The sequence below is a fragment of the Sphingosinicella sp. SM1-17 genome, assembly GCF_056821765.1.
Genome location: NZ_JBPDIO010000001.1, coordinates 3,086,217 through 3,100,596 on the forward strand (window position 1 = coordinate 3,086,217; position 14,380 = coordinate 3,100,596).

At 64.0% G+C, this 14,380-nt stretch carries 17 protein-coding genes; 8 read left to right on the top strand and 9 right to left on the bottom strand.

The window, feature by feature from the left end; all coding sequences use genetic code 11:
• The first annotated feature begins 23 nt into the window (after positions 1-23).
• Positions 24-1,355 (top strand): 30S ribosomal protein S12 methylthiotransferase RimO, encoded by a 1,332-nt coding sequence (gene rimO / locus ACRYLT_RS15475; protein ID WP_482665464.1) that lies wholly within the window; start codon positions 24-26, stop codon positions 1,353-1,355.
• Here rimO and ACRYLT_RS15480 read toward each other — a convergent pair.
• Positions 1,352-1,915 (bottom strand): hypothetical protein, encoded by a 564-nt coding sequence (locus ACRYLT_RS15480; protein WP_482664976.1) that lies wholly within the window; start codon positions 1,913-1,915, stop codon positions 1,352-1,354. The genes rimO and ACRYLT_RS15480 overlap by 4 nt on opposite strands.
• A gap of 35 nt (positions 1,916-1,950) precedes the next feature.
• Between ACRYLT_RS15480 and ACRYLT_RS15485 the strand changes: the two genes are divergently transcribed.
• From ACRYLT_RS15485 to ACRYLT_RS15495, 3 genes are all read left to right on the top strand, one after another.
• Positions 1,951-3,369: a leucyl aminopeptidase family protein gene (locus ACRYLT_RS15485; RefSeq protein ID WP_482664977.1), complete on the top strand. Its 1,419-nt coding sequence runs from the start codon at positions 1,951-1,953 to the stop codon at positions 3,367-3,369.
• A 133-nt stretch (positions 3,370-3,502) separates the two neighbouring features.
• A complete protein-coding gene (locus tag ACRYLT_RS15490) occupies positions 3,503-3,844 on the top strand; it encodes a MarR family transcriptional regulator (protein ID WP_482665465.1) in 342 nt (113 codons plus the stop codon).
• Positions 3,759-4,682 (top strand): C40 family peptidase, encoded by a 924-nt coding sequence (locus ACRYLT_RS15495; protein WP_482664978.1) that lies wholly within the window; start codon positions 3,759-3,761, stop codon positions 4,680-4,682. The genes ACRYLT_RS15490 and ACRYLT_RS15495 overlap by 86 nt, the downstream gene beginning before the upstream one ends.
• A 60-nt stretch (positions 4,683-4,742) precedes the next feature.
• On the opposite strand, the gene mltG is transcribed toward ACRYLT_RS15495, so the two are convergent.
• The 3 genes from mltG to ACRYLT_RS15510 form a co-directional block, all read right to left on the bottom strand.
• A complete protein-coding gene (mltG, locus tag ACRYLT_RS15500) occupies positions 4,743-5,717 on the bottom strand; it encodes an endolytic transglycosylase MltG (RefSeq protein WP_482664979.1) in 975 nt (324 codons plus the stop codon).
• A gap of 9 nt (positions 5,718-5,726) precedes the next feature.
• Positions 5,727-6,986 (bottom strand): beta-ketoacyl-ACP synthase II, encoded by a 1,260-nt coding sequence (fabF, locus tag ACRYLT_RS15505; RefSeq protein WP_482664980.1) that lies wholly within the window; start codon positions 6,984-6,986, stop codon positions 5,727-5,729.
• 139 nt (positions 6,987-7,125) lie between these two features.
• Positions 7,126-7,362 carry an acyl carrier protein gene (locus tag ACRYLT_RS15510; RefSeq protein ID WP_482664981.1) on the bottom strand — a complete coding sequence of 79 codons (237 nt, stop codon included), beginning with the start codon at positions 7,360-7,362 and terminating at the stop codon, positions 7,126-7,128.
• Between the two features lie 146 nt (positions 7,363-7,508).
• Between ACRYLT_RS15510 and ACRYLT_RS15515 the strand changes: the two genes are divergently transcribed.
• A complete protein-coding gene (locus ACRYLT_RS15515) occupies positions 7,509-8,747 on the top strand; it encodes a glycosyltransferase family 87 protein (RefSeq protein WP_482664982.1) in 1,239 nt (412 codons plus the stop codon).
• On the opposite strand, the gene fabG is transcribed toward ACRYLT_RS15515, so the two are convergent.
• Positions 8,701-9,438, bottom strand: coding sequence for a 3-oxoacyl-[acyl-carrier-protein] reductase (gene fabG, locus ACRYLT_RS15520; RefSeq protein WP_482664983.1), 738 nt, complete (start codon positions 9,436-9,438; stop codon positions 8,701-8,703). The genes ACRYLT_RS15515 and fabG overlap by 47 nt on opposite strands.
• A 3-nt stretch (positions 9,439-9,441) precedes the next feature.
• Positions 9,442-10,365, bottom strand: coding sequence for an ACP S-malonyltransferase (gene fabD / locus ACRYLT_RS15525; RefSeq protein WP_482664984.1), 924 nt, complete (start codon positions 10,363-10,365; stop codon positions 9,442-9,444).
• Between the two features lie 206 nt (positions 10,366-10,571).
• Between fabD and rpsF the strand changes: the two genes are divergently transcribed.
• From rpsF to rplI, 3 genes are read left to right on the top strand one after another with little or no spacing between them, the layout of a single operon-like run.
• Positions 10,572-10,997, top strand: coding sequence for a 30S ribosomal protein S6 (gene rpsF, locus ACRYLT_RS15530; protein ID WP_482664985.1), 426 nt, complete (start codon positions 10,572-10,574; stop codon positions 10,995-10,997).
• Between the two features lie 16 nt (positions 10,998-11,013).
• Positions 11,014-11,238, top strand: a complete 225-nt coding sequence (gene rpsR, locus ACRYLT_RS15535) for a 30S ribosomal protein S18 (protein ID WP_482664986.1) — start codon at positions 11,014-11,016, stop codon at positions 11,236-11,238.
• Positions 11,239-11,250: 12 nt separating this feature from the next.
• On the top strand, positions 11,251-11,859 hold the full coding sequence (rplI, locus tag ACRYLT_RS15540; protein ID WP_482664987.1) for a 50S ribosomal protein L9: 609 nt from the start codon (positions 11,251-11,253) through the stop codon (positions 11,857-11,859).
• An 88-nt stretch (positions 11,860-11,947) separates the two neighbouring features.
• On the opposite strand, the gene ACRYLT_RS15545 is transcribed toward rplI, so the two are convergent.
• Genes ACRYLT_RS15545 through folE form a run of 3 tightly spaced genes read right to left on the bottom strand, consistent with a single transcriptional unit; the run spans position 11,948 to position 14,356 of the window.
• Positions 11,948-13,237 carry an MFS transporter gene (locus ACRYLT_RS15545; RefSeq protein ID WP_482664988.1) on the bottom strand — a complete coding sequence of 430 codons (1,290 nt, stop codon included), beginning with the start codon at positions 13,235-13,237 and terminating at the stop codon, positions 11,948-11,950.
• A gap of 19 nt (positions 13,238-13,256) precedes the next feature.
• Complete coding sequence (locus tag ACRYLT_RS15550; protein ID WP_482664989.1) at positions 13,257-13,739, bottom strand: hypothetical protein; 483 nt, start codon at positions 13,737-13,739, stop codon at positions 13,257-13,259.
• The gene (gene folE, locus ACRYLT_RS15555) at positions 13,739-14,356 is read right to left on the bottom strand and encodes a GTP cyclohydrolase I FolE (protein WP_482664990.1); all 618 of its coding nucleotides are present in this window, start codon (positions 14,354-14,356) and stop codon (positions 13,739-13,741) included. Before folE ends, ACRYLT_RS15550 begins: the two co-directional genes overlap by 1 nt.
• Between the last annotated feature and the right edge of the window lie 24 nt (positions 14,357-14,380).

The following is a 14,380-nucleotide window of genomic DNA, read 5'->3' on the forward strand; positions in this document are numbered from 1 at the left end:
CGCGCACTATGTCGCCCGCTCCCATGGAACTGGAGCTCCCTTCCCCGCCGAAAGTCGGCATGGTCTCGCTTGGCTGTCCGAAGAATCTTGTCGATTCGGAACGCATCCTGACCAAGCTGCGAGCTGACGGCTATCAGATGTCGCCCGACTATGCCGGGGCCGACGTGGTTCTCGTCAATACCTGCGGCTTTCTTGATTCCGCAAAGGAAGAGAGCCTGGAGGCCATCGGCGAGGCGATCGCCGAGAACGGACGGGTCATCGTCACCGGCTGCATGGGCAAGGAAGCCGAAGCCATTCGGGAGCGATTCCCGGACGTGCTGGCGATCACCGGGGCCCACCAATATGAGGAGGTGGTCGGGGCCGTTCACGTCGCCGCGCCAATGCCGCCCTCCGCCTACCTGAACCTGGTCCCCGATGCCGGCCTGAAGCTGACACCGCGCCACTATTCCTATCTCAAGATCTCCGAAGGCTGCAATCACCGCTGTGCCTTCTGCATCATTCCCTCACTTCGCGGGGATCTGGTCAGCCGCCGCCCGGATGCCATTCTGCGCGAGGCGGAAAAGCTCGTCGCGGCCGGCACCAAGGAGTTGCTGGTCATCAGCCAGGACACCTCGGCCTACGGCGTCGACATCCGCAAGCAACCCCGTCTCTGGCAGGGCCGCGAGATCGTTCCGAACATGACCGAACTGGCTAGGGAGCTCGGCCGAATCGCTCCGTGGGTGCGGCTTCACTACGTTTATCCCTACCCGCACGTCGACCAGGTGATCCCGCTGATGGCGGAAGGTCTGGTCCTTCCCTATCTCGACATCCCCTTCCAGCACGCATCGCGGAACGTGCTGAAGGCGATGAGACGACCGGCGAACGAGGCCAAGGTGCTCGAGCGGATCCGCGGGTGGCGCGAGGTCTGCCCCGAAATCGCGATCCGCTCGACCTTCATTGTCGGTTTTCCTGGTGAGACTGACCAGGATTTCGAGTATCTGCTCGACTGGCTTGACGAGGCACAGCTCGACCGAGTCGGCGCCTTCCGCTTCGAGCCGGTCAAGGGCGCCGCCGCCAACGGCCTTCCCGGAGCGGTGCCTGAGGAGGTCAAGGAAGAGCGCTACGCTCGCTTCATGGCGAAGAGCGCTGCCATTTCGGCAGCCAAGCTTCGAGCGAAGATCGGCCGAACCATCGACGTCATCATCGATGCGGTCGATGAAGAAGGCGGAGCGACGGGTCGCTCCAAGGCGGACGCCCCGGAAATCGATGGTGAGGTCCACCTGCGCGACTCGACCGGTGTGAGCTCGGGAGACATCGTCTCAGTTCTGATCGAAGATGCCGACGAGCACGACCTTTACGGCTGCCCGTTGAACTAGGATCGAGCGGCCTGCCTTCGCCGGCTTCGACGCACTAGCCAGTAGATGAGGGCGCCAGCGGCCAGTAGCCCGAGCAGAATCCCGGCCCAGATCCAAGGCAGCATCCGGTCCCAGGCCTCGATCATGGCGAGTTCGGGCGGAGCGGTGCTGTGTGGAGTCACGTTCCATTGCACAACCTTGTCGGGCCCCCCATCCGAATAGGTGCGAAAGGTCGTTACGGTCCATCGCCCGCCGCCATGAGTCACGAGTGTGAACTGACGGTCGCGCTCGCTGCGTCCATTCACCATTCGGGTCGAAACGTTGAAGCTGACGATCTCCGTGGTCCCCGGAACATTCGGGTAGAGATCGGGCACCTGTCCGATCAGCTTGGCGCTCTGCTCCCACAGATCGGGTTGGAAGCGCTCGCGCAGCCAGCGCTCGTTGCCCTGCCGAAGGTTCTGGACCATCTGCTCGGCAAACGCCCGATCCTCCGGCGACGTCAGGGCGTTCAGAGCCGAACGCATGCTGCAGCCACCAAGCAGCAGGATCATCGAAAGAAGCAATGCGCGGACAGCCGGCATTTGAACGCCCCCCCTGCATCCGATAGGGTTAAGACATGACAGAAATCGCCGCATTGCTCCAGCCCGACCGCAATCAGCCAGCAACCGCGCTTCACCTCGTCGACCGGAAGAGCTTCGAGAAGTGGCTGAAGGATCAACCCGACCGGGTTCGCCAGACAGTTCAGGCTCAGGGCGTCAAGGGCGATCCTTTCCAGGTCGCGATCTTCCCCGGCGACGGACAGGCGCGAGGCGGCCACGACGATTGGTCTGCGCTCGTCGGAGTGGCCGATATCGAGGCGCTCAGCCCATGGTGCCTTGCCAAGGCGGCCGAAGTCCTCCCGGAGGGAACCTACCGGGTTGCCGGCCGAGGGCCCGGCCCGGCTGCGCTCGGCTGGCTGCTCGGCCAGTATCGTTTCGATCGGTACAAGGACAAGAAAGACAGCAAGGGCCGGCGGATTCTTCTCACCGACGAGCCCGCGAAAATCGATGAGACCGTCGCTGTCGCTGAGAGCAACTGCCTGGTGCGCGACCTCGTCAACTTGCCGGCGAACCATCTCGGCCCTGCTGAACTGGGCGCCGCAGTCGAAGAGGTCGGCGAGGAATTCGGCGCCCGAACGCAAATCGTCGTTGGCGCCAGTCTGGAAAGCGATTTCCCAATGGTCGCGGCAGTCGGCGCCGCCGCCTCATCCGAGCGCGCGCCACGTCTGATCGAACTGGAATGGGGCGATCAGAGACACCCCCGGCTCGCGCTGGTGGGCAAGGGCGTCTGCTTCGATTCCGGTGGGCTCGACATCAAGCCGTCTTCGGGGATGCGGCTGATGAAAAAGGACATGGGCGGGGCTGCCCACGCGCTCGCACTCGCTCGACTCGTCATGAAAGCCAATCTTCCGGTGCGGCTCCACCTGGTGATCCCCGCCGTGGAAAATGCCATTTCCGGCGGCGCCTTCCGACCAGGCGACATATTGAAGAGCCGAAAGGGCCTGACGGTCGAGATCGGCAATACCGATGCGGAGGGGAGATTGATCCTGGCGGACGCGCTTAGCCGGGCCGCGGAGGGCGATGGCGACCGCCGACCGGAACTCATCATCGACTATGCGACCCTGACCGGCGCCGCCCGAGTAGCCTTGGGCCCCGATCTGCCTGCCCTGTTCGTGAACGACGATGCGCTGGCGCACGACATGCTCAGCGCCGGCACCGCCGTCGCCGACCCGCTGTGGCGGATGCCGCTTTGGAAGCCCTATGAGGAGATGCTCGCCTCCGACCTGGCCGATCTCGGAAACGTCTCGGAAGCACCGATGGCGGGCGCCGTGACGGCCGCCCTCTTCCTGCAGAAATTCGTCCCCGAGGGAATTGCCTGGGCTCACCTCGATACGTTCGCGTGGCGGAGTTCCGCCAAACCGGGACGACCCAAAGGTGGCGAGGCACTTGGCCTGCGTTCCGCCTGGGAGGTGTTGCGCAGCCGCTACGTACGCTGAGCCGTAACGATTTTTCTCGCTTTTGCCACAATCGGGGAAACGAAAGCGGCGCTTGCTGGTTTACCAGCCGAAACGTCAGAAATTTCATCAGAATCGGAGCTTAGCCGTGGCCAACCAAGCCTTGAAAAGCTGGATGCACACGCTGATCAACTATGTTCGCTCCGGTCAACCCGATCTCACCAATCGACAAATGGCGCTGATGCTGCTGGTGTATCTGACACCGGGGCCGCACACGGTTCGAGGGCTTGCCAATATCCTCGGAGTCTCCAAGCCGGTGATCACGCGTGCCTTGAACACGCTGGGCTCGCTCGGCTATCTCCGCCGCGTCCGCGACGAAACCGACCGGCGCAACGTCTTCGTCGCCAGAACCAGCACTGGGCAGGAATTCCTTGAAGGTTTTGAACGCAATCTCGAGCAGGACGGCGCCGGCCGAAAGCCAGCCAAAGAGCGATCCTTTCTCCTCCAGCACGGATGACAGGTTCGGACTGACCGGCCCTTCACTGCCGCTCGATCCACGGCTGAACGCCTATCGCCGCGACCTGGCCGATATCGCCTTGGCCGGACAGATCATCGCGCCCCATTATGCCCGGCCGCTGGTACGCGGTTGCGGCGCCATTCCAACCTTCGTGTGGCCGGGCCCGACCGCGGAAGGCGAGCCCATTTCCGAACTACTCCCCGGCGAGAGTTTTGCAGTTCTCGAATATGCCGGCGGCTGGGCCTGGGGCTATTGCTGTGCCGATCACGTCGTCGGCTATGTCGAGGCGATCGAACTGACCGCTCCGAGCGTCACGACCCATATCGTCTGCGAAAAGTGGGCGCCCGTCGCCGCTGACGACCGTGTGACCTCTCCGGTCCTTGCCAGCCTGCCGATGGGGGCGCGACTCCATGGCGAGGAACATGGCGCCTGCCTGACGACCGAATATGGCTGCGTCTCGTTGAGCCATTTGCGGCGTATCGACGAGCATGACGAGGATCCGGTGCTCGTTGCCGAGCGGCTGATGGGAACTCCCTATCGCTCCGGCGGCCGCAGTTTCCATGGCATCGACAGTGGCGGGCTGATCCAGCTTGCGCTCAGCCTGTGCGGACTTCCGGCGCCGCGGCTTGCCGAGCAGCTTCGCAATGTCGGCGAGACGGTGAGTGCAGGCGACCCGGCGCGTCGCGGCGACATCGTCCTTTTCGACGGCGGGGCCGGGATGATGATCGACGACCTGCTGCTGATCCATGCGAGCCGGCTGGCGGGAAAGGTAACGGTCGAGCCGCTGACCGTGATCGAGGCTTCCCATCCGGTGGAGCGGCGGCGACTTCAGCCATAGCGAAGCCGACCGACACGGCGTCGGGCTTACCCTGCGGCCGTGATCAGCCGCGGCCCAGGATCACATATCGCCTCGCGCTCGCCTGATTGCATACCATCGCTGGACGTTGGCATTATGCTCCTGGAGCGTCTCGGCGAAGACATGCCCGCCGGTGCCGTCCGCGACGAAGTAGAGTGCGTTCGTCTGCGCCGGGTTGAGAACGGCCGCGATCGACTCCCGCCCTGGATTGGCGATCGGTCCAATCGGGAGTCCCGGTGCCGCATAGGTATTGTAGCCGTTGTTGGCGCGCAGCTCCGACTGGCGAATCCGGCGGCCGAGCGGCCTCCCTCTCGTGATCGGATAGATGACGGTCGGATCTGCCTGGAGCGGCATTCCGCGACGAAGACGATTGCTGTAGACGCCTGCGATCATCCGCCGCTCCGATGGCTTCCCCGTCTCCTTCTCGACAATCGAGGCAAGGATGATCGCGGCTTCGGGGCTGACCACTGCTGTGCTTGGGCTGCGCTGAGCCCAGAGGCGAGACAGCTCCCGGCGCATCGCCTGCTGCATTCGCGCCAGCACAGCCGCCCGGCTTTCGCCGCGCCGGTAGCTGTAGCTGTCCGGAAGCACCGACCCCTCCACCGGAACATCGATCGTGCCGGCAAGATAGGGAACACGCATCAGCCGTTCGTGGACCAGAACCGATGGCATCCCTTCCGGGATCGTCACCAGCCGCTGAACCGGACGGCCATATTGCAGGTGCATCAAGATGGCGGCCGCGCTCATCCCCGGGCGCAGTTGGAACTCGCCGGCCTGAATGGGGGCATGATCTCCGAACACCCGGGCGAAGGCGCGGAAGGTGGTGGCATTACCGCGGATTACCGACGCTTCGTCAAGCTGGGCAGCGACTCGGGCGACGCTCGAGCCCTGTTCGACAATGACCGTCTTCGGCTCGGAATAGGGCCCGGGTCCGGCCCAGAGCAGCCAGATTCCGGTCCCGGCGGCAAGAACCAGCAGCGCTGCCGCAATCAGCAGGGAAAGCAGCCCTCGCTTCATGAAAACGGCTTAAACCGCTTTCATGACAAGGCTGGCATTGGTGCCGCCGAAGCCGAAGCTGTTGTTGATCACCGCCCTGACCTTTCGCTCCTTGGCGACATGGGGCACGAGATCGACACCAGCAGTGCCCTCACCGGGATTATCCAGGTTCAGAGTGGGCGGCACGATCTGGTCGCGAAGGGCGAGGATGCAGAAAATCGCCTCCACCGCTCCGGCCCCGCCAAGCAGATGGCCGATCGCCGACTTGGTCGAGCTCATCGAAAGTTCGGAAACGGCGTTGCCGAACAGGCGACGAACCGCGCCCAGCTCCAGTTCGTCGCCGAGCGGAGTCGAGGTGCCGTGAGCATTGATATAATCGATGTCGATCGGATCCAGGCGCGCACGCTTCAGCGCCATCTCCATTGCGCGATAGCCCCCTGCCCCTTCCGGATGCGGAGCGGTGACGTGATAGGCATCGCCCGACAGGCCATAGCCGACCACTTCGGCATAGATCTTCGCGCCGCGCGCCTTGGCGCGTTCATATTCCTCGAGCACGACCACGCCCGCACCCTCGCCCATGACGAACCCGTCCCGGTCCTGGTCATAGGGCCGGCTGGCGCGTTCAGGCTGATCGTTGAAATTCGTCGACAAGGCTCTCGCCTGGGCGAAGCCGGCGATCCCGATCGGGCAGATCGCCGCCTCGGCGCCTCCCGCAAGCATGACGTCGGCATCGTCCATTGCGATCATCCGGGCCGCGTCGCCAATCGAGTGCGCACCGGTCGAACAGGCGGTGACCACCGCATGGTTGGGGCCCATCAGGCCATATTTGATCGAAACCTGGCCGGAAATGAGGTTGATGAGCCGGCCGTGCACGAAATGCGGGCTCACCCGGCGCGGACCCTTTTCATGGAGGACGAGCGATTCACTTTCGATGCCGGGAAGGCCGCCGATTCCGGAGCCGATCGAAACGCCCGCCCGGTAACGTTCTTCATCGCTCATGTCGGTGAGCCCCGAATCCTCCAGGGCCTGACCGGCGGCATCGATACCGTAGACGATGAACGGATCGACTTGGCGCTGAACCTTGTGATCAACCCGCTTCGATGGATCGAAGCCATATTCGTGATCTGCCCGCTTCACTTCGCAGGCAATCTTGCAGGCATAATCTTCCGGATCGAACTTGGTGATCCGACCCGCGCCGCTCTTTGAGGCGAGGATATTCTTCCAGCTGGTTTCGACGTCCCCGCCGAGCGGCGTTACGAGCCCGAGACCGGTGACCACGACACGGCGCATGCCTTCACTCCCTGAATAGACGAACGCTGAATAGACGATCGCTGAATAGACGAACGGCCCCCCGACCTAGGACGGGGAGCCGCTTTTACAACCATCGGCTCGCTCACCGCCGGACGGGCGGAGGGGCCCTGAATCAGCCTCAGGCCTTGTTCTGCTCGATATAGTCGATCGCATCCTTGACGGTCGAGATCTTCTCGGCCGCGTCGTCCGGAATCTCGACTCCGAACTCTTCCTCGAACGCCATAACGAGTTCGACGATGTCGAGGCTGTCGGCGCCGAGATCGTCGATGAAGCTCGCTTCCTCGGTGACCTTGTCACCTTCGACGCCCAGATGCTCGACCACGATCTTCTTAACGCGTTCGGCCGTCTCGCTCATAGTTCACCTTTCCCTAGAGGCATCTTTTCGTTGCCACCGCCCTAGCCGCATGGCGGGGCCGTGCGCAAGGCCCCGACATGCGCCTGCGCGACCCGATCGGCCATCTTTAACGCCTTCTTACCGCCTTTGGCGGCAGGGAACGCTTCATGCTCGCTCGAATTGCCGACGGATCATGGCTGACCCGCGATCGGATGCGCGCGGTCGCCCTGATCTGTGGGTCGGCGACGCTTCTGGTCGTGCTGTACCTCTTCGCGACGAGCACCGGCACGCTCGACCGCTTTGGTCGCCCGCTCGGCACGGATTTTTCCAATGTGTGGACGGCGGGCCAGATGGCTCTGCGCGGGGAAGCCGCCGAAGCGTGGGAATGGCCGCGGCATTATGAAGTTCAGCAGCAGGTCCACGGTAAGGGCGTCAACTTCTACGGCTGGCACTATCCCCCTCCCTTCCTTCTCGTCGCCGCGTTGCTGGCCGTTCTGCCCTACACGGCCGCACTCGTCGCCTGGCAGGCGTCCACCCTCGGCGTCGCAGCGATCGTGCTGCGCAAGATCGTTCCGCATCGCGATACATTGTTGCTCGGCCTGGCCGCGCCGATCGTCCTGGTCTGCCTCGGCCATGGCCATAACGGCTTTCTCACCGCCGTTCTGCTCGGCGGGGGCCTGATGTTCCTCGACCGACATCCTATGCTTGCCGGCATCCTACTCGGCTGCCTCGTCTACAAGCCGCAATTCGCGCTGCTGATCCCGCCGCTCCTGATCGTGATGCGCAACTGGAAGGCCTTCGCCGGAGCCGCGCTGTCATCCTGCTCACTGATTGCGCTGACCTTCCTCATCTGGGGGTGGCCAGTCTGGTTCGCGTTCCTCCAGTCGCTCGAGCTCACCCAGACGGTGGTGATCGAAGCCGGAGAAACCGGATGGCAGAAGATTCAGAGTCCGTTCGCGACGATGCGAATGTGGGGCGCGAGCGTCGCCATCGGCTATTCGGTACAGATCGGGGCGGCGATCCTTGCGGCGGGCACGTCCCTGTGGGTCGCAGCCCGGGCCGGCCCGCCTTTGCGCAACGCCGCAGTCATTGCCGCTGCGCTCATCTGCACGCCCTATGTTCTCGACTACGATTTCGTGCCGCTCGGAATGGCGGTCGCGTTCCTGGTGGCGGATGGCTTGAAGCGAGGCTTCCTCAGCTATGAAAAAAGCCTGTTGGCCTTTGTCTGGGCGGCGCCGATCTTCGCGCGCCAGGCAGCAGAGGCACTGCTCCTGCCGGTGGGTCTGGGGACGGCCGTGATCGTCCTGATTGTGTCGGCAAGACGGGCGGCGACGCTGGACGAGGCGAGTCTGCCCCGACTCAGATCATCGCCATTCCGCCATTCACGTGCAGGGTCTGCCCGGTGATGTACCCGGCCTCTCGGCTGGAAAGATAAACCGCCGCGGCGGCGACATCATCCCCCTCACCCAGCTTGCCGGCAGGAATCCGGCCAAGCAGGGCCTCTTTTTGAGCCTCGGGCAGCACCTCCGTCATGGCCGAGCGGATGAAGCCCGGGGCGATGCAATTCACGGTTATTCCGCGACTCGCCACCTCCTGTGCGAGGGCCTTTGACATGCCGACCAGGCCTGCCTTGGACGCGGCATAGTTCGCCTGACCGGGATTGCCGGTGGTGCCGACCACGGAGGTGATCGAGATGATCCGGCCGAAGCGGGCCCGCATCATCGGCTTGAGGGCGGCTCGGGCGAGGCGAAAGGCGGCCTCGAGATTGACCTGAATGACTTGGGACCATTCCTCGTCCTTCATCCGCATCGCCAGATTGTCGCGGGTCACCCCGGCATTGTTGATCAGGATGTCGAGCTGGCCCAATGCTTCCACTGCCTGCGGCACCAGTTTGTCGACGGCCGCGCCATCCGCCAGGTTGCACGCGAGCGCGACATGATCATTGCCAAGCTGAGCCGCGAACGCATCGAGTTTCTCCGCGTTCGAGCCCGAGACGGCGAGCCTTGCCCCGCGTTCCGCCAGCGCTTTGGCGATCGCCGATCCGATCCCGCCCGAAGCGCCGGTAACCAGCGCGGTCATGCCGCTGAGGTCGAACATCTCTCAAATCTCCTTCATCAGGGAGTCGATATCGTCGGGGGTGACGACGCTCGTGACCTTGGCATCGGGGGCGATCCGCTTGACCATCGGCCCGAGCACCTTGGCGCCGAACTCGACGAAATGGGTCACTCCGCCCTCGAACATCGCGGCCATGCTTTCCCGCCACCTCACCATCCCCGTCACCTGCTCGACGAGCAGCCGCCGGATCTCGTCCGGATCCTGGACAGGCGCCGCCGTGACATTTGCGTAGAGAGGCACAAGCGGAGCAGCGACCGCTGCCTCGGCCAGCGCCTGCTCCATCGCATCCGCTGCCGGCTGCATCAGCGAACAATGGAATGGCGCGGAAACGGGCAGCAGAACGGCTCGCCTGGCGCCCTTCGTCTTGGCGACTTCGACCGCGCGTTCGATCGCGCCGCGATGGCCCGAAATCACGACCTGGGAGGGATCGTTATCGTTGGCCACGGTGCAGACTTCACCCTGCGCGGCGGCCTCCGCCACCTGCTGCGCAACTTCCACGCTGGCGCCCAGCAAGGCCGCCATTGCGCCCTGCCCGACCGGCACCGCGGCCTGCATCGCCTGACCTCTTCGCTTGAGCAGTCGAGCCGTCGTCCCGAGGTCGATCGCACCGGCCGCGCAAAGGGCGGAATATTCGCCCAGCGAGTGGCCGGCGACGAAATTGGCCTTGGCGGCCAGGTCGATACCGGATGCCCGCAAGGTCGCGATCGCATTCGCCATGATCGCCGGCTGGGCATTCTCGGTGAGAGTGAGCTCGTCCTGGGGTCCCTCGGCCATCAGCCGCGACAGCCTTTGCTTGAGCGCCTCGTCCACTTCTTCGAAAACGGCCCGTGCATCGGCGCTCGCTTCGGCAAGCGCCTTTCCCATGCCGACCGCCTGGCTGCCCTGACCGGGAAAGATGAATGCCCGCATGCCTGTCCTCCTGTCGCGGCGGCTGGTAAGCCAGCGGAGCGCTCAAGTGCAAGTCGGGGTTGATTTTCACCCGCTTCTTCGCCATGTGGCCCAGGTCCGGGGCGAAGGCGCTGCCTTCAGCCTCGGCTTTGCTTTTAGACGACAGCCGGAGGGGCGTCCGCATTGGGCGGCGTCAGCGATCGGCCAAAGAAAAGGAACGCGAACGCATGCCGCTTTACGAGCATGTCTTTCTCGCGCGTCAGGACCTGGCCCAGGCCCAGGTCGATGCGCTGGCGGAAAACGCCACCAACATCATCGAGAGCAATGGCGGTCGGGTCGTCAGGACCGAGACCTGGGGTCTCAGGAACCTCGCCTATCGCATCGCCAAGAACCGCAAGGCGCATTATGTCGCGCTCGACTTCGAGGCCCCGGCAAATGTGGTGGCCGAGCTGGAACGTCAGACCCAGATCAACGAAGACGTCATCCGCTACATGACCATCAAGGTCGACGCCCACGAGCAGGGCCCGTCGGTGATGATGCGGCGCGGCGATCGCGACAAGCGCCGCGGCGACGACGAGCGCGGCGATCGCTTCGACCGGGGTGACCGAGGCGACCGGGGTAGTCGCGGGCGTCGCGACGAAGTCGAAGCCTGAGCGAGGAGCATAAGACATGGCACGTCCATTTTTCCGCCGGCGCAAGAGCTGCCCCTTCTCGGGCAAGGACGCCCCCAAGATCGATTACAAGGATGTACGGCTTCTCCAGGGCTTCGTCTCTGAGCGCGGCAAGATCGTCCCCAGCCGCATCACCGCGGTGTCCACCAAGAAGCAGCGCGAGCTCGCGCGCGCCATCAAGCGCGCCCGCCATCTCGGCCTGCTGCCTTATGTCGTGAAGTAAGGAGGCAGCGCCATGGAAGTCATCCTGCTCGAAAGAATCGAGAAACTCGGCACCATCGGTGACGTGGTGAAGGTGAAGAACGGCTATGCCCGCAACTTCCTTCTCCCGCGCGGCAAGGCGCTTCGCGCCAACGACGCCAACCGGAAGGTGTTCGAGGCCAATCGCGAAAAGATCGAAGCGCAGAATGCCGAACGGCGTTCGGCTGCCGAAAAGGACGCCAAGAAGGTCGACGGGCTGAAGCTCCAGTTGATCCGGCAGGCCTCAAATACCGGCCAGCTCTACGGATCCGTTTCCGCCCGCGATCTCGCCGAAGCGCTCGAGGCCGAAGGCCACAAGGTCGCCAAGAACCAGATCGTTCTCGATCGGCCGATCAAGTCGATCGGTGTCCAGGACGTAAAGATCGCGCTTCATCCAGAAGTCTCGGTCACCATCCAGGTCAACATCGCCCGCTCGCCCGAAGAGGCCGAGCTTCAGGCGCAGGGCGTCGACGTGATGGCCCAGATGTTCGAAAAGGATGTCGCGGGCTTCACCGAGGAGCGCGACCCCAATGCCGAACCCGGCGACATCGCAGGAACGCGCGAGAGCGGTTCCGACGAGGGCGAAGCCGCAAGCGCCGCCTGATCGCGTCCGATACTCTGTCGATCAAAGGCCGCCGCTCACCCGAGCGGCGGCCTTTTTCTTGGCCAACGGGCCCGTTGTCGGGTTGGCTTCACTTGATCTTGGCGAGCTCGATCCCCTTGGTTTCCCGAGCGAGAAGCGCGGACATGCCGCTGATCGCGCAGGCGATTCCGACATAAACTGCCACAGGCGTGGCCGAACCATAGCTGTCGTACAAAGCGAGAGCGATCATCGGTGCCAGCGATCCCGCAAATATGGCGGTGAGCTGATAGGCGATGGAGGCCCCCGAATAGCGGATCCGCGTCGGAAAGAGCTCCGCGATCATTGCCGCCTGTGGTCCGTACATCGCCCCGTGGAGAACGAGACCTACGACAAGGGCGAAGATGATCGAGAGTTCGTCACCGCTGGCGAGCAGCGGGAACAAGGCGAAGCTCCAGGCGGCGAGGCCGAACCCGCCGAAAGCATAGACCCAGCGACGACCGATGCGATCCGACAGAAGCGCGAAAAGCGGGATCGCGAAGAATTGCACGGCGGCGCCGACGAGCAGCGCATTGAGCGCGAGCGCCCGACTTTCCGTCGAGATCTGAACCAGGAAGGTCAGTGAGAAGGCGGTGAGGATGTAGTAGGAGATGTTCTCGCCGACGCGAAGTCCGGCACCGAGCAGGACCGCCTTCGGTCGTTCCCGGAACACCTCGATCGCGGGAAGCTTCGGCGGCGCCTGGTTCTCTTCGATCGACTGCTCGAACAACTGGCTCTCGCCGACGCGGTTGCGGATATACCAGCCGACCAGCACGAGTGCGATCGAGGCGAGGAACGGGATCCGCCAGCCCCAGGCGAGGAAATCGGCCTCGCTGAGCGACTGATCGACGACAGCGAGCATTCCGGCGGAAAGCAGGAAGCCGGCGGCAACGCTCGCCTGGGGCCAGCTTGCCCAGAAGCCCCGCCGGGCAGAGTCGCCATGCTCCGCCGCCATCAGCACCGCTCCGCCCCATTCCCCACCGACCGCGAAACCCTGGGTCAGGCGCAACAGGATCAAGGCGATCGGCGCCCAGATGCCGATCGTCTCGTAGGTCGGTAGAAGCCCGATCAGCACCGTTGCCACGCCCATCAGGATCAGGCTCAGCATCAACAGGCGCTTGCGGCCGATCCGGTCACCGAAATGACCGAACACGATTCCGCCGAGCGGACGCGCGGCGAACCCCAAGGCATAGGTCCCAAACGCGAGAAGAGTCCCGGTCAGTGGTTCATAGTCCGGAAAAAACAGGCGGTTGAAGATCAAGGCAGCGGCGGAATTGTAGAGGAAGAAGTCGTACCACTCGATCGTGGTGCCGATCATGCTCGCCATGACGACCCGCCGTATCGGCGTTGCTTGCTCTGCCATCCCGTTCCTCGCTTTCACCTCAGGCGCCGCAGCTCCAAACGCCCCGGAACTCCTGCTGTCTCTGGGTCCGCCGATTGGTAACGGTCAGCCGAGCGGGCCAGCTTCGAAGCTCCTCCATCCGTTGTTCCTCGCGCTTGGTCCGGCCGATACTGATGCTGATCTGGCGATCCTCGAAAAAGCCGCCCGAAATTCCGACCGGAGCCGAAGGAACGAAGTGGCGAAGCTCGCCGCCGACCCGCGCCACCGCATCGCTTCCGACGCTTGCCAGCAGCAAGCGCCCGTCAACGCTGAAATGGCAACCCGCCCCACTGAGCCCCTCCCGCTCGACATCTTCCGTCGACAGGGGTTGAAGACGAATCGAGGCGGAGGGGTCCGCCTTCTCCACGCTCGGGGTGGAAAGCCGCTCGATCTGATTGATGTCCGGTGCCGTCTGCGCCTCCTGATGGGATCGGTCACAGCCCGCCAGAAGCAGCGACGCCGCCACCAGCGGAACGATCCTCATCAATAGCCCATCAGGGCGAGCACCTCGCGGCGGCTGCGCTCGTCGTCCCGGAACACGCCCATCATCCGACTCGTCGTCATCATCACCCCTGGCGTCGAAACCCCTCGTGCGGTCATGCAGGCGTGGCTCGCCTCGATCACGACCGCGACCCCTTGCGGCTGGAGATGCTCCCAGATGCAGTCGGCGACCTGGGCGGTAAGCCGCTCCTGCACCTGGAGCCGACGGGCGAAGCCGTGCAGCACCCTGGCAAGCTTCGATATCCCGACCACGCGATGGCTCGGCAGATAGGCGATCGCCGCCTTGCCGATGATCGGCGCCAGATGGTGCTCGCAGTGCGACTGGAAGGGAATGTCCTTGAGCAGGACGATCTCGTCATAGCCGCCGACTTCCTCGAACGTCCGGCTGAGATGATGAGCCGGGTCCTCGGCATAGCCTCGGGCATATTCCCGCCAGGCGCGGGCTACCCGCCGCGGGGTGTCCAGAAGACCTTCCCGGTCGGGATCGTCACCCGCCCAGCGGATCAGGGTCCGAACCGCATCCTGTACATCTTCGGGCACGGCGACCTCGGGCGCCTTACGCACCAGATCTCCGTCCACCGGTTCGCCTCTGTCCGCCATATGAACTCCCGAAGGTCGAAAGAA

Bases quoted from the DNA above. Each gene is read 5' to 3' on its own strand.
- fabF (WP_482664980.1), bottom strand. From the start codon at position 6,986: ATGCGCCGTGTCGTGGTCACCGGTCTCGGGCTCGTAACGCCGCTCGGC.
- folE (WP_482664990.1), bottom strand. From the start codon at position 14,356: ATGGCGGACAGAGGCGAACCGGTGGACGGAGATCTGGTGCGTAAGGCG.
- fabD (WP_482664984.1), bottom strand. From the start codon at position 10,365: ATGCGGGCATTCATCTTTCCCGGTCAGGGCAGCCAGGCGGTCGGCATG.
- ACRYLT_RS15480 (WP_482664976.1), bottom strand. From the start codon at position 1,915: ATGCCGGCTGTCCGCGCATTGCTTCTTTCGATGATCCTGCTGCTTGGT.
- ACRYLT_RS15490 (WP_482665465.1), top strand. From the start codon at position 3,503: ATGCACACGCTGATCAACTATGTTCGCTCCGGTCAACCCGATCTCACC.
- mltG (WP_482664979.1), bottom strand. From the start codon at position 5,717: ATGAAGCGAGGGCTGCTTTCCCTGCTGATTGCGGCAGCGCTGCTGGTT.
- rimO (WP_482665464.1), top strand. From the start codon at position 24: ATGGAACTGGAGCTCCCTTCCCCGCCGAAAGTCGGCATGGTCTCGCTT.
- ACRYLT_RS15485 (WP_482664977.1), top strand. From the start codon at position 1,951: ATGACAGAAATCGCCGCATTGCTCCAGCCCGACCGCAATCAGCCAGCA.
- ACRYLT_RS15510 (WP_482664981.1), bottom strand. From the start codon at position 7,362: ATGAGCGAGACGGCCGAACGCGTTAAGAAGATCGTGGTCGAGCATCTG.
- fabG (WP_482664983.1), bottom strand. From the start codon at position 9,438: ATGTTCGACCTCAGCGGCATGACCGCGCTGGTTACCGGCGCTTCGGGC.
- ACRYLT_RS15550 (WP_482664989.1), bottom strand. From the start codon at position 13,739: ATGAGGATCGTTCCGCTGGTGGCGGCGTCGCTGCTTCTGGCGGGCTGT.
- ACRYLT_RS15515 (WP_482664982.1), top strand. From the start codon at position 7,509: ATGCTCGCTCGAATTGCCGACGGATCATGGCTGACCCGCGATCGGATG.
- rplI (WP_482664987.1), top strand. From the start codon at position 11,251: ATGGAAGTCATCCTGCTCGAAAGAATCGAGAAACTCGGCACCATCGGT.
- ACRYLT_RS15545 (WP_482664988.1), bottom strand. From the start codon at position 13,237: ATGGCAGAGCAAGCAACGCCGATACGGCGGGTCGTCATGGCGAGCATG.
- rpsF (WP_482664985.1), top strand. From the start codon at position 10,572: ATGCCGCTTTACGAGCATGTCTTTCTCGCGCGTCAGGACCTGGCCCAG.
- rpsR (WP_482664986.1), top strand. From the start codon at position 11,014: ATGGCACGTCCATTTTTCCGCCGGCGCAAGAGCTGCCCCTTCTCGGGC.